We start from the raw sequence: 13,114 nt of genomic DNA on the forward strand, positions 1-13,114 counted from the left end.
GTGCGCGTGCGGAACAGGCGTGCGGGCATGCGGCTTCGTCTTGTCTGCGCATGTGTCATGGGCGCACAATACCCCCATGACGCAGACGGACATGACACCTTCGCCCGCCCCGGACGTGGCGTGCATCTTCCTGCCCGATGACTCGGCGACGATGGCGCTGGGCCGGGCGCTGGCGCCCCTGCTGCACGCGGGGGACGCGGTGCTGCTGCGCGGGGACCTTGGCGCGGGGAAGACGACGCTGGCGCGCGCGCTGCTGCGGACGCTGTGCCACGACCCGGCGATGGAGGTGCCAAGCCCGTCCTATACGCTGGTGCAGACCTATGATGCCCCGGGCGTGGAGGTGTCGCATTTCGACCTGTGGCGCCTCGATGGTCCGGGCGCGCTGGTCGAACTGGGCTGGGATGATGCGTGCGAGGGGATCGTGCTGGTGGAATGGCCCGAACGCCTGGGCGAACTTACCCCGCCCGGCGCGCGGCATGTCGATCTGCTGGTGCGGGCCGATGGCGGGCGCGACGCCGTGCTGCGCGGATGGGGGGCACAGGCAGGGACCGTGGCGCGGCTGGTCGAAGACGCGATGAAACAGGCAGGAGAGCAGGCATGAGTGTGGACATGCCCGAAACGGCGATGATCTTCGCCGCCGGGATGGGGCGGCGGATGCGCCCGCTGAGCGAGACGACCCCCAAGCCCCTGCTGAAGGTCGGGGGACAGGCGATCCTGTGCCATGCGCTCGACCGGCTGGACCGTGCGGGTGTGGGGCGCGTGGTGGTCAACGCCCACTGGCACGCCGACATGGTGGCCGCGGCGCTGGAGGCCCGGCGCGCGGCCGGCGATGGCCCGCGCACCGTGCTGCGGCGGGAGGACGAACTGCTGGAGACGGGGGGCAGCGCGGCGGCCGCCCTGCGCGCGGGGCAGATCGGGCCGGGGCCGTTCTTCCTGCTCAATGGCGATGCGATGTGGCTCAACGGCCCGCAGGCGGCGCTGCGGCGGCTGGCGGCGGCGTTCGACCCGGCGAAGATGGATGCGATGCTGCTGCTGGGTGCGATGACGCGCGCGGTGGGGGAGGTCGGGCGTGGCGACTTCGCCGTGGACGCGCAGGGCAGGCCGCGCCGGCCAAAGGGCGGGGAACTGACGCCCTATGTCTATACCGGGGTGCAGATCGTCTCCCCCGCCTTGTTCGAGGACGCGCCGGATGGGGCGTTCAGCCTGAACCTGCTGTGGGACCGGGCGATGGCGCGCGGGCGGCTGGGCATGATCGTCCATGATTCGCTGTGGTTCCACCTGTCGCGCCCGCAGGACATCGCGGCGGCGGAGGCCACGTTGCGCAGCACGCTCGACCCCGACCATGACGATAGCGGGGTGCACGGCTGATGGCGCAGGCCACCCCCGGCGCGCGTCCCGGCGCGTCCCGCGTCGTCACCATCGCCCATCACGTTCCCTTCCTCGACCAGCTTGCGGCGCGCTGGATGGCGGAGGTGGACAATGACCCGCAGCGCACCGGCGCGGGGCTGATCCTGCTGCCCAGCAGGCGTGCCGCGCGTGCGTTGACGGAGGCGTTCCTGCGCCGTGCCGATGGCCGTGCGCTGCTGCTGCCGCGCATCGCGCCGATCGCGGCGCTGGACGAGGCCGCACTTGCCCTGTCGGGGGAGGCCGCACTGGAACTGCCGCCCGCCGTGGAGCCCATGCGCCGCCTTGCGACGCTGACGCTGCTGGTGCTGCAGGCGGGGACGGCGTTTGGTGACGTGCGCACCGTGGACCAGGCCTGGCCGCTGGCGCGCGCGCTGGCCGACCTGATGGACGAGGCGGAATGGGCGGAATGTGACCTGCGCGAACGCCTGCCCGAAGCCGCCGATGGCGATTTCGCGCAGCACTGGGACCTGACGCTGAAATTCCTGTCGATCGTGACCGGTATCTGGCCGACATGGCTGGAGGAGCAGGGGGTGATGAACCCTGTCGCCCGGCAGGTCGCGCTGTTGCATGCGCAGGCCGCGCACTGGCGCGAAAACCCCCTGCCCAAGGGCCAGCGCCTGTGGGCGGCGGGGTTTTCGGACGCCGTGCCCTCCACGGTGGCGGTGCTGCGCACGGTGCTGGACATGCCCGGCGGGCGGCTGGTGCTGACGCCGGTGGACATGGACATGGACGCGGACACATGGGCCGCCCTGCCGCCGGGCCATCCGCAGGCAGGGACCGCGCGCATGCTGGCCGACCTCGGCGTCATGCGCGAGGAACTGGAGGTCTGGGACGACCTGCCCGCAGGCTGCGTGGCCGCCGCGCCACCGGGACGCGCGACACTGCTGTCGAACGCGCTGCTGCCGGCCCCGGCGCTGGGGCAGTGGCTGGACCCCGCGCCCCCGCCGGAACTGCGGGGCCTGTCGGTCCTGCACGCGGCGGACCAGCAGGAGGAAGCGGCCGCCATCGCGCTGATCCTGCGCCAGGCGATCGAACGGCCGGGACAGCCCGCCGCCCTTGTCACGCCGGACCGGGCACTGGCGGGACGTGTGGCGACCGAACTGGCGCGCTGGGGCGTCATTGCCGATGACAGCGCGGGGGAGGGGCTGGCGACCACGCCGCAGGCCACGTTCCTGCGCCTGATCGTGCAGGCCGTCGATGCCGGGCTGTCGCCGGTCGCCCTCCTGTCGATGCTCAAGCATCCGCTGGCGGCCTGCGGGCTGTCGCCGGGGAACTGCCGTGCGTCGGCCCGCCTGCTGGAACGCGCGGTCCTGCGCGGGCCTGCGCCGCCACCGGGGATCGCGGGCCTGCGCGCCGCCCTGTCGCGCACGACACAGGATGAACATGGCGCGCTGGCCGATGCGCCGGATGCGCCGCAGGAACTTTCCGCCTTCCTTGACCGGCTGGAACGCGCGCTCGACCCGCTGCTGTCGTGCGCGTCCGGCGGGGCGGAGGTGGTGGACCTGCTTTCCGCCCTTGTTGAGGCGGCGCAGGCGCTGGCGGCGACCGATACCGAAGACGGGGCCGCGCGCCTGTGGTCGGGGGAGGAAGGCAACGCGCTGGGTGCGCACCTGGCGGAACTGCTGACATGGTGCGACGTGCTGCCGGCGCAGCGGGTCGGTGCGCTGGATGGTCTGCTGGCCTCGTCGCTGGCGGGGGTGACGGTGCGTGGCCGCCGCGCCCTGCGCGGGCGTGAACAGGTGGCGGTGCATCCGCGCGTCTTCATCTGGGGCCTGCTGGAGGCCCGGTTGCAGACGGCGGGGACCATCGTGCTGGGCGGGCTGGTGGAAACCGTCTGGCCGCCTGCCACCGATCCGGGACCGTGGATGAGCCGCCCGATGCGCACGCGCATCTGCCTGCCGTCGCCCGAATGCGCCATCGGGCAGGCGGCGCATGATTTCATCGCCTGCGCCTGTGCCGCGCCAAACGTGGTGCTGTCGGTGCCGGGACGCAGGCAGGGCGCGCCTGCGGTCGCCGCGCGGTGGCTGGTGCGGCTCGATGCCTATCTTTCGGGGCGTGGGGCGGGTATCGCCGAACATCCGGCGCTGTCATGGCTGGAACAGCTTGACCGTCCCTCCGGCGCGCCCGCGCCCGTCGCCCCGCCGCGCCCGTGCCCGCCGGTGTCGATGCGCCCGCGCAGCCTGTCGGTGACGGAGATCGAGACATGGATGCGCGACCCCTATGCCATCTATGCCCGGCGGATCCTCGGGCTGAAACGCCTTGCCGACCTTGAGGAAATGGCCGACGCCGCCGATTACGGGGAAATCGTCCATGACGCGCTGGACCAGTGGTTCACGCGCTATCCCGACCGCTGGCCCGCGGATGGGGAGGCACGGATGGTACGCGTGTTCGCCGAAGTGCTGGAGGCGGCGCGCCTGCGCCCGGCGCTGGCGGCATGGTGGGCGCCACGGCTGGAACGCATCGCGCGCTGGTGCGCCGCGACGGAATCCGGGCGCCGTGGCGATGGCGCGCCGCGCACCGTCATGACCGAGCTTTCGGGGCGGATGGAACTGTCGGGCTTTTCCTTCGGCACGTTCGTGCTGCGCGGCCGGGCCGACCGGATCGACCGCGACGCCGAAGGGGGCCTGAGCCTGTTCGATTACAAGACCGGAACCCTGCCCACGCGCGCCAGCGTGCTGGCGGGATGGCAGTCGCAACTGGTGCTGGAGGCCGCGATGATCGAGGCGGGCGGCTTCGCCCCCGATGCGGTGGGGCATGTGACGGAACTGGTGTACTGGCGTCTGACGGGCGGCCACGTCCCGGCGCAGGTGCTTGACATCGCGCGTGGCGAGGAACTGTCGGACCTGATCGCGCAGTGCCGGGATGGCCTGCGCAGGCGTGTCGCGGCCTATGACACCGCGCAGATGCCCTATCTGTCGCATCCCCATCCGGGGCAGGAACCGCGCTTTGCCGATTACGCCCATCTGGCGCGGGTTGCGGAATGGAGTGCCGCGCGAGAGGAGGACATGGCATGACGATGACACCCGACGGGGCCGCCTCCGCCGCCCATGCGCCCGATGCCATCACGCTTGCGAACGAAAGCCAGGCGCAGGCGTCCGACCCGCAGGCCTCTGTCTTTGTCTCCGCCTCCGCCGGGAGTGGCAAGACAAAGCTGCTGATCGACCGTCTCCTGCGGCTGATGCTGCCGCGTCCGGGCCATGATGCGCAGGGGCATGCGGTGCTGCTGCCGGGGTCGGACCCGTCGCGCATCCTGTGCCTGACCTTTACCAAGGCGGCGGCGGCGGAAATGGCCGTGCGGCTGCAGAAACGGCTGGGCCGGTGGGTGACGCTGCCGGACCGTGAACTTGACGCGGAACTGCGTGGCCTGTTCGTCCCGGCGGAGGCCCGCACCCGGCAGGTGGCGCGCGAACTGTTCGCCCGCGTGCTCGACCTGCCCGGCGGCATGCGCATCGGCACGATCCACGCCTTCTGCCAGTCGCTGCTGCGGCGTTTCCCGGTGGAGGCGGCGATCAGCCCGCATTTCACGCTGGTGGAGGAAACCGATGCGCGCCTTGCCCTGCAGGGCGCGGTGGAGGAGGTGGTCGGGCGCGGCGGGGACGCCGTCACCGCGCTTGCGGGGCAGGTGGGCATTGGCGAGTTTACCGCGCTGATTACACGGATCCAGGCGCGACTGCGGCAGTTCCGCACCGTTGCCGAACGCTGGCGCACCGAACCCGCGGTGGTGGATGCGGCGCTGCGCCGGGTCCTGGGCGTGCGTGGCGATAACGCGCAGGCCATCCTGCGCGATGCCTGCGCCGACATCCCTGACGAGGACGCATTGCGTGAGGGCCTGCGCATGGTGGCGGAGCAGGGATCGCCCAAGGTGCGCACGACGGCGGCCGGGATGCTGGCGTGGCTGGGGCAGGATGCGCAGGCGCGGGCCGCGCAGTGGGACGACTGGCGCAGGGCGCTGGTGAAACAGGATGGCGAACCGCGCAAGCGCGGGGGCGTGAACGCGGCGCTGGACAGGGACCACCCGGAAATCGGTGACGCCCTGATGGCGGAGGCGCAGCGCATCATCGACGTGGAGGCGCAGTTGCGCGCGCTGACGGTGCGTGACCTCAGCCGCGCGCTGCTGTCGGTCGCGGCCACGGTGGTGGAGGGATATGCCGCGCGCAAGACCGGGCAGGGGCTGGTCGATTATGATGACCTGATCGAACGCACGCTTGGCCTGCTGGATGATCCGGGGGCGGCATGGGTGCTGTACAAGCTTGATGGCGGGATCGACCACCTCCTGCTCGACGAGGTGCAGGATACCTCGCCCCAGCAATGGGCGATCGCCGGTGGCCTGACGGCGGAGTTCTTTGCGGGAACGGGCGCGCGCGAACATGACGGTCCGCCGCGCACGATCTTTGCCGTGGGGGATTACAAGCAGTCGATCTACTCCTTTCAGGGCGCGGACCCGGAGGCCTTCCGTTACTGGCGCGAACGCTTCCGCCACAAGGCGCGGGAGGCGGAGGCGCGCTGGCGTGAACCGGCGCTGACGGTGTCATTCCGCTCCACCACGCCGGTGCTGGCGCTGGTGGACCGGGTGTTTTCCATCCCCGCCGCCGCCCGTGGCGTGGCCGAACCCGACAGCGGTATCCCCACCCATGTCACCGCGCGTCCCGGCGGCGGCGGGCGCGTCGAACTGTGGCCCGTCACGCCCAATGGCGAGGATGGGGAGGATCCGGACCCGTGGGATGCCCCCACCAGCAATGCGGGACAGTCCACGGCGCAGCAGCAGTTGGCCGATACGCTGGCGGCATGGATCGCGGGTGAACTGCGCCGCGTGCCGCCGCCGGGGCAGGCGCCGCTTGCGCCCGGTGACGTGCTGATCCTCGTGCCGCGCCGCTCTGCCTTTGCCCGCGCGCTGATCCGTGCGCTCAAGACGCAGGACGTGCCGGTGGCGACACTGGTGCGCACGGTGCTGACGGACCAGTTGGCGGTGCAGGACCTCATGGCGCTGTGCGCGGCGCTGCTGCTGCCGCAGGACGACCTGACGCTGGCCTGTGTCCTGACCTCGCCACTTGGCGGGCTGGATGATGACAGCCTGATGCACCTATGCATGGGGCGGCAGCGGCGGCCACTGTGGGCGGTCCTGCGTGAACGCCATGGCGAACGGCCCGAATGGGCGGCGGCGTGGCGGATGCTCGACACCCTGTTTGGCAAGGTGGACTACGCCTCGCCCTATGCCCTGCTGTCGGAGGCGCTCGGCCCGCTGGGCGGTCGCGCGCGTCTGCTTGCACGGTTGGGGCCGGAGGCGGTGGAGCCTGTGGGCGAACTGCTCTCCGCCGCCCTGCGCTTCGAGGAGGCGCATGCCGTGTCGCTGCAGGGATTCCTGCACTGGCTTCACGCGTCGGAGGAAACGGTCAAGCACGAACCCGACGCATCGGCCGACATGGTGCGCGTCATGACCGCCCACGGGGCCAAGGGATTGCAGGCGCGGCTTGTCATCCTGCCCGACACGGTGGGTACGCCGCGTTTCGACCGTGGCCTGCTGTGGGCGCATGACCCGCAAAGCAGGCTGGATATCCAGCTGTGGATTCCGCGCAGCGAACTGGGCACCGGGGTGACGCAGGCGTTGCAGGACCGGCTGAAGCTTGCGGCGGCGGAGGAATATAACCGCCTGCTGTATGTCGCCCTGACCCGGGCGAGCGAGCGTCTGGTGGTCTGCGGGTGGGAGCCACGCCGGGGCGTGCCCGAGGATTGCTGGTACGATCTGTGCCGCAAGGCGCTGGAGGCCGAGGGCGCAAAGGCCGAGGACTTCGCGCTTGGCTGGTCCGGGGAGGCGCTGGTGATCGAGGAGGCCTATGCCCCGTGTCCCGAAGCCGCCCCGCCGCCCCCGCCGCGCGTGGATGTGCCCCCGCCGCGCTGGATGGGCACGGCGCCGGACTGGACGCCCGTGCCGCCGCCGGTGGAAGGGCCGCTGGCGCGCCCGCTGGCGCCCAGCCGTCCCGATGACATCGCCCTTGGCCCGCAGCCTGCCGTGCGTTCCCCGCTGGAGATCGCGCAGGCCGGGGCAGGGGGACGCAGTGCGGGCACACGCCGGATGAATGCGCTGCGGCGCGGGCAGATGGTGCATGCGCTGTTGCAGTACCTGCCCGACTGCGCGCCCTCCGAACGGGCGGAGGTGGCGCGCCGGTGGCTGTCGCGCCGGGGTAGCGGCCTGTCGGCGGCGCAGTGCGAACAGGTCGCGCGCCAGGTGATGGCGATCATGGAAATGCCGGAGATGGCGCCCCTGTTCGCGCCCGGCAGCCGTGCGGAGCAGCCACTGGCCGGTGTCGTGGGGGAGACGGTGGTCGTGGGGCAGGTCGATCGCATGGCCGTGACCGACGACGAGGTGCTGCTGTGTGATTTCAAGACCAACCGCCAGCCCCCCGCCCGCGTTGAGGACACGCCGGTGCTGTACCTGCGGCAGATGGCGTCGTACCGTGCGCTGCTGCGCATGCTCTATCCGGGGCGGAAGGTGACGTGCATCCTTGTCTGGACCGAGGATGTGCGCGTCAGTGTCCTGCCCGATGCGCTGGTCGCGGCCAATGCGCCAGCGCGGATTGCATCGCAGTGATGTCTTGACCCCGCGCCAAAGGGTCGCCATGTCGGATGGACCGATCATGTCGCGGCCCGTGCCGCGATCAACAGGAGTGATGCAATGAGCGAGAACACCGTCGCCGTAAAGGACGCCGAATTCCAGAAGCAGGTGCTGGAATCCAGCGAACCCGTTCTGGTCGATTTCTGGGCCGAATGGTGCGGGCCGTGCAAGATGGTCGCCCCGGCGCTGGAAGAAATCGGCGCGGAGTTCAAGGGCAAGCTCAAGGTGGTGAAGGTCAATATCGACGAAAACCCCGAGACGCCCAACACCTATGGCGTGCGTGGCATCCCGACCATGCTGATCTTCAAGGGCGGCAAGGTCGTCGCGGACAAGGTCGGCGCGGCCCCCAAGACGCAGCTTAAGGAATGGGTGAAGGCCAGCCTCGCCTGAAGATCCCCGTGTCCTGACATGTGACAGGACCACCCGGGCGCTGCCCGGACCCGGCAGGGAGCGCGCTCCCTGCACCCTGATCTGTTTATGAAATCATGGTTTCCAAAGGTCCGCGACCTTTGGTGGGGGTTCGGGGGCAAAGCCCCTGAGACAACGCTACCCCGCGCGTGCGACGTCGGTCCATGTCGTCGGCGTCGCGCCCGCATGGCGCAGGCCGGCGCGCAGGCCGGGACTGCACAGCGTTTCGAATTCGGCCACATGTTCATAGGTCGGCATCAGGCGCTGCAGCAGTTTGTTCTTTGCCGTGGCCGGGTGGAAATAGATTTCCGACAGCCCGTCGGGCAGGTGCGCGGCCAAGGCGGAGACACGCTCCGTCGTCATGTGGCCGCTCCACGCCAGGCCAAAGCACCAGTCATTGGTCACCAGCCCCGCCTTGTGCGCCTGATGCCGCAAAAGCCGCGTCCAGCGCCGCAGCGCCGCATCGCCCAGCGTGTCGGCATAGGTGCCCGCCGCGAACAGCGGCTGCGGCGGTTCCAGCGGCACGCGCACCGCGCGCAGGCCATGACGCAGGCCGCTTTCGATCATGTAGCGCCCGACCGTGGGATGCAGGTGCATGTGCTTGTGCGCGTTGGCATGGTCCAGCGCCAGCCCCGTGCGGGCAAAGGCGCGGAACTGGGCCTCGATCTCGGCGGCGAGTTCGCGGCGCACGGCGGGGCGGAAGAAATATTCCACGCCCAGCTTCAACTGGTCGGACGGGAACTGCCCGTCCTGCGGCACCAGAAGCGGGATGTCCGCGGGCGGCAGGGTGGCCGGTCCCTCGATCGCGACAAGGTGCAGCCCCACCCGCAGGTCAGGCAGGCGCTTTGCCCGGCGGATCGCATCCTCCGCCGCGGGACCGGCGACCATCAGGCTCGCGGTGGACAGCAGGCCATCGCGATGCGCGATCTCGACGGCTTCGTTCACCTCTTCCGACAGGCCGAAATCATCGGCGGATATGATGACGCGTTTCATGACAGCAGGGAACCGGATGTAGCGATACCAGAAAAAACGCCGGAACCCGAAGGCCCCGGCGCATGGAAATGCCCGATGGCGATCAGGCCGCGCGACGTTCGCGCAGGAACTGGAAGAATTCCACCCCTTCGCGCAGGCGGCGCTTCATCATCTGCGGGCTGCGGACCATCTCGTTCAGGATCGAGGCGATCTTGGGCGCGCGGAAATAGAACTTCCGGTAGAAATCCTCGACACTGTTGAAGATTTCGGTGTGCGACAGGTGCGGGTAATGCAGCGGCGCGATCTGCACGCCGTTTTCATCAATCAGTTCCGCATTGCTGGCGTCGAGCCAGCCATTCTCCGTCGCCTGCTTGTGCAGGAACGTGCCCGGATAGGGTGCCGCCAGCGAAACCTGCAGCGTGTGCGGGTTGATTTCGGTCGCGAACTTGATGGTTTCCTGAATGGTCTCCTTCGTCTCGCCCGGCAGGCCGAGGATGAAGGTGCCATGGATCTTGATGCCGAGTTCGTGGCAGTTCTTGGTGAACTCACGCGCGACCTCGACCCGCATGCCCTTCTTGATGTTGTGAAGGATCTGCTGGTTGCCGCTCTCGTACCCGACCAGAAGCAGGCGCAGGCCGTTGGCCTTGAGCACCTCGAGCGTCTTGCGCGGCACGTTCGCCTTTGCGTTGCACGACCACGTCACACCCAACTTGCCAAGTTCCTTGGCAATCGCCTCGGCGCGCGGCAGGTCGTCGGTGAAGGTGTCGTCGTCGAAGAAGAATTCCTTGACCTGCGGGAAATACTGCTTCGCCAGGCGGATTTCGGCGGCCACGTGCTCGGGGCTGCGGGTGCGGTAGTGATGGCCACCGACCGTCTGCGGCCACAGGCAGAACGTGCAGCGCGACTTGCACCCGCGACCCGTATAGATCGAGATGTAGGGGTGCATCAGGTAACCGATGAAGTAATCCTCGATCTTCAGGTCACGCTTGTACACCTCGGTCACGAACGGCAGGCTGTCCATGTCCTCGATCATCGCGCGGTCGCGGTTGGAGATGATCTTGCCATCCGGGTCGCGCCAGGTGATGCCATCGACATCCTTCCAGTCGCGGCCTTCGGCGATTTCCTTGATGGTGTAGTCGAATTCGTTGCGCGCCACGAAATCGACCGGCGGCGCGTTCAGCAGGCTTTCCTCCGGCTGCACGGCGACCTTCGCGCCGACCATGCCGATCTTGACCGCCGGATTCGCGTCCTTGAGCATCTGCGCCACCCGCACGTCGGACGCAAAGGACGGGGTGGAGGTGTGCATGATGACGAGGTCGCGGTTGCGCACGTCCTCAAGGATCGGTTCCATGCCCATGCGCGCCGGCGGTGCGTCAATCAGGCGGCTGCCTTCGACCATGGCGGCAGGCTGCGCCAGCCATGTCGGATACCAGAACGACTTGATTTCCCGCTTGGCCTGATAGCGGGAGCCGGCCCCGCCATCGAATCCGTCGAAGGAAGGCGGCTGGAGAAACAGGGTCTTCATCATGTTACGCGAATCCTCGGGTCTGAAAGGGGCTCACTCCCCCGCGCGACCGCAGTTGCCTTGACTGGTTTGGTTTGGCCTGCCCGGCCCCCGACGGCGTCAGTCGCCGGGGGAAGCAGGTTGTGATCGGGGTGTCATAGCGGAATGTGGCGAAATATGCATAGTCTGTCCGCGCCACGCCACGCGCGTGCCCGTGACGCTGCCGACCATGATGCCCGCCGACAGCCAGTCGCGCAGCGGCAGCAGGAACAGCGGGACAAGGCTGCGCTGCGCCAGTGCACGGTCCATGACGAACGCGCAGATGGCGCGCGCCACCCATACCGACACGAAGAACATCCATGTCCATGTCGCATGGGGGGCGAACACCACCACCATCGTGGCCCAGAACAGCGGTAGCTGGATGGCCGACGCGGCATAGCCCAGGGGCTCCAGCGTCTTGACCGTCCGGCCCCAGCGCAGTTCGTGGGCCAGCACCTCACGCAGGGAACGTTCCCCCACGGTGGTCCATGTCATGCACGCGGCAATGGCGATGTCCTTGCCCTGTTCGCGCACATACCGGCCCAGCATCGCGTCGTCGGCGACATGCGGGACCAGCGCCTCCAGCCCGCCGATGGCCTGCAGCATGGACCGCCGCAGCGCCATGGTCGCACCAAGGCAGTCCTGCCGCCCAAGGTAGCGCGACAGCATGACGCCGGGCAGGAAATTGTGGTTGATCTGTCCCGCCGCCAGCAGGCGCGGCAGGGTGGGGGACGCGGGCAGCCCCGCGTAAAGCGTGGTGACCAGCCCGACATTGGGGGGAACCAGCGCGCCGACCACATGGCGCAGGTAATCCGGGGCCACGTGGATGTCCGAATCGGAAATGACCAGCACGTCATGCCGCGCGCGCGGCATCATGTTGATCAGGTTCCCGATCTTGCGGTTGATCCCGTGGAATGTCGGGTCGATGACCAGTTCGATATCCAGCGCCGGGTGGCGTTCGCACAGGCGCCGCACGATGGGGATGGCGGCGTCATCTTCGGACTGGACACCAAAGATGATCTGCATAGCGGGATAATCCTGCGTGCAGAAGCTTTCGAGCGCTTCTTCCAGCAGGGGTTCATCGCCATGCAGTGGCTTGAGCACCGTGACCGGGGGCATGGGCACGGCCTGATCGGAGCGTTTTTCCTGCACGCGGAAGCGTGAAACCAGAAAAGTGCCTAGCGTCGCCTGTACGCACCCGGCCACCGCGACTGCCGCGGCCAGACCGGATGGTGAGACAAGGGCGTTAAGAACAGACATCATCTTTCCGGCTGGGTCGCGCGTGCATGATATAACATCGGTGATCCGGTCCGTAACCCGAAGCCCGGGTCATCCGGCCGAAAAGACCTTGATCCTCTTCTGTAACAGATCGATCAGGTTTTGCACATTCCCGCCAGCCAGCGCGGAACGGAAATCGGAATGCTGCATGCCGACCTGGCTGATATTGCCATTCAGCAGCACGTCAACCACCTGATATCCCTTGGCCCCGTTCATGTGCATGACGTAATTGACCGCCGTGCCGGACGGGTCGTCCGATGATCCGATCTGGGTATCGACAATCTTGTTGCCACCCACGGGCGCGTCACGGACTGCGGGATTGATGGTGAAGCGGGCGTCGGTGCCGGGCTTGAAGCTGGAAAGGTTGCGGGCGATCGTGAACTGGCGGAACGTGGACAGCAGCACCTGCTTCTGGTCCGGCGACAGCGTGGCATAGTGCGGACCGATGGAGGAGGACAGGATCGCCTCCAGGTCATACACGCGGTCGATGACCGGGCCGAGTTCCTGCGCACGCTGGTCGAACGAACCGCTGTTCTTGGCCTCGATGCGGGTCAGTTCGGCGTAAAGCGCCTTGATGGGGGCCTGCGGGTCGGATGCGGCCGCGGCCGCATGCGCCGAAGGAATGAAGGAAGGCAGGGCCGGGAGCGCCGACGCTGCCACCAGCCCGGCGCACAGCGCCAGAGACGTTGTTTTCAGGACATGTTTCATAATGATCATGATTTCGGTCCGATTGCCGTCTTTAGCAAGGGCTGGGTCATGCTGATTCCGACACCCAGCGCTTCCAGCGCGGTATTGGTGATCGCCTGCGCATCGAGGCCTGCCTCGTGGTACTGGGCGGCCTGGGTGTTGTGGTCGATGAAGCGGTCGGGCAGGGCCATGGGGCGGAAGCGCACGCG

The 13,114-nt window shown here is 68.5% G+C and carries 10 protein-coding genes; 5 read left to right on the forward strand and 5 right to left on the reverse strand.

Annotated elements, in window-relative coordinates; translation table 11 throughout:
- Positions 1-91: 91 nt before the first annotated feature.
- The 5 genes from tsaE to trxA all read left to right on the forward strand — a co-directional run bounded on the left by tsaE (position 92) and on the right by trxA (position 8,407).
- Positions 92-601: a tRNA (adenosine(37)-N6)-threonylcarbamoyltransferase complex ATPase subunit type 1 TsaE gene (gene tsaE / locus CFR72_RS05255; protein WP_110912979.1), complete on the forward strand. Its 510-nt coding sequence runs from the start codon at positions 92-94 to the stop codon at positions 599-601.
- Entirely contained in the window at positions 598-1,368 is a 771-nt protein-coding gene (locus CFR72_RS05260; RefSeq protein ID WP_110912964.1) for a nucleotidyltransferase family protein, read from the forward strand. Before tsaE ends, CFR72_RS05260 begins: the two co-directional genes overlap by 4 nt.
- Positions 1,368-4,421, forward strand: coding sequence for a double-strand break repair protein AddB (gene addB / locus CFR72_RS05265; protein ID WP_110912965.1), 3,054 nt, complete (start codon positions 1,368-1,370; stop codon positions 4,419-4,421). Before CFR72_RS05260 ends, addB begins: the two co-directional genes overlap by 1 nt.
- Positions 4,418-7,993: a double-strand break repair helicase AddA gene (gene addA, locus CFR72_RS05270; protein ID WP_244182183.1), complete on the forward strand. Its 3,576-nt coding sequence runs from the start codon at positions 4,418-4,420 to the stop codon at positions 7,991-7,993. Before addB ends, addA begins: the two co-directional genes overlap by 4 nt.
- Positions 7,994-8,077: 84 nt before the next feature.
- The gene (gene trxA, locus CFR72_RS05275; protein WP_110912967.1) at positions 8,078-8,407 is read left to right on the forward strand and encodes a thioredoxin TrxA; all 330 of its coding nucleotides are present in this window, start codon (positions 8,078-8,080) and stop codon (positions 8,405-8,407) included.
- Positions 8,408-8,563: 156 nt separating this feature from the next.
- Here trxA and hpnK read toward each other — a convergent pair whose 3' ends face one another.
- The 5 genes from hpnK to CFR72_RS05300 form a co-directional block, all read right to left on the reverse strand.
- On the reverse strand, positions 8,564-9,418 hold the full coding sequence (hpnK, locus tag CFR72_RS05280; protein ID WP_110912968.1) for a hopanoid biosynthesis-associated protein HpnK: 855 nt from the start codon (positions 9,416-9,418) through the stop codon (positions 8,564-8,566).
- Between the two features lie 82 nt (positions 9,419-9,500).
- On the reverse strand, positions 9,501-10,925 hold the full coding sequence (hpnJ, locus tag CFR72_RS05285) for a hopanoid biosynthesis associated radical SAM protein HpnJ (protein WP_003622006.1): 1,425 nt from the start codon (positions 10,923-10,925) through the stop codon (positions 9,501-9,503).
- Between the two features lie 96 nt (positions 10,926-11,021).
- Complete coding sequence (hpnI, locus tag CFR72_RS05290) at positions 11,022-12,200, reverse strand: bacteriohopanetetrol glucosamine biosynthesis glycosyltransferase HpnI (RefSeq protein WP_110912980.1); 1,179 nt, start codon at positions 12,198-12,200, stop codon at positions 11,022-11,024.
- Positions 12,201-12,269: 69 nt separating this feature from the next.
- Positions 12,270-12,935: an ABC transporter substrate-binding protein gene (locus CFR72_RS05295; protein WP_110912969.1), complete on the reverse strand. Its 666-nt coding sequence runs from the start codon at positions 12,933-12,935 to the stop codon at positions 12,270-12,272.
- Positions 12,932-13,114: hypothetical protein (locus CFR72_RS05300; RefSeq protein WP_146220653.1), on the reverse strand; the 183-nt coding region annotated here is incomplete at its 5' end. The genes CFR72_RS05300 and CFR72_RS05295, both read right to left, overlap by 4 nt.

This window comes from Gluconacetobacter entanii (assembly GCF_003206495.1).
Taxonomy (GTDB): domain Bacteria; phylum Pseudomonadota; class Alphaproteobacteria; order Acetobacterales; family Acetobacteraceae; genus Novacetimonas; species Novacetimonas entanii.

Bases quoted from the DNA above. Each gene is read 5' to 3' on its own strand.
- CFR72_RS05260 (WP_110912964.1), top strand. From the start codon at position 598: ATGAGTGTGGACATGCCCGAAACGGCGATGATCTTCGCCGCCGGGATG.
- addA (WP_244182183.1), top strand. From the start codon at position 4,418: ATGACGATGACACCCGACGGGGCCGCCTCCGCCGCCCATGCGCCCGAT.
- hpnJ (WP_003622006.1), bottom strand. From the start codon at position 10,925: ATGATGAAGACCCTGTTTCTCCAGCCGCCTTCCTTCGACGGATTCGAT.
- trxA (WP_110912967.1), top strand. From the start codon at position 8,078: ATGAGCGAGAACACCGTCGCCGTAAAGGACGCCGAATTCCAGAAGCAG.
- addB (WP_110912965.1), top strand. From the start codon at position 1,368: ATGGCGCAGGCCACCCCCGGCGCGCGTCCCGGCGCGTCCCGCGTCGTC.
- CFR72_RS05295 (WP_110912969.1), bottom strand. From the start codon at position 12,935: ATGATCATTATGAAACATGTCCTGAAAACAACGTCTCTGGCGCTGTGC.
- tsaE (WP_110912979.1), top strand. From the start codon at position 92: ATGACACCTTCGCCCGCCCCGGACGTGGCGTGCATCTTCCTGCCCGAT.
- hpnK (WP_110912968.1), bottom strand. From the start codon at position 9,418: ATGAAACGCGTCATCATATCCGCCGATGATTTCGGCCTGTCGGAAGAG.
- hpnI (WP_110912980.1), bottom strand. From the start codon at position 12,200: ATGTCTGTTCTTAACGCCCTTGTCTCACCATCCGGTCTGGCCGCGGCA.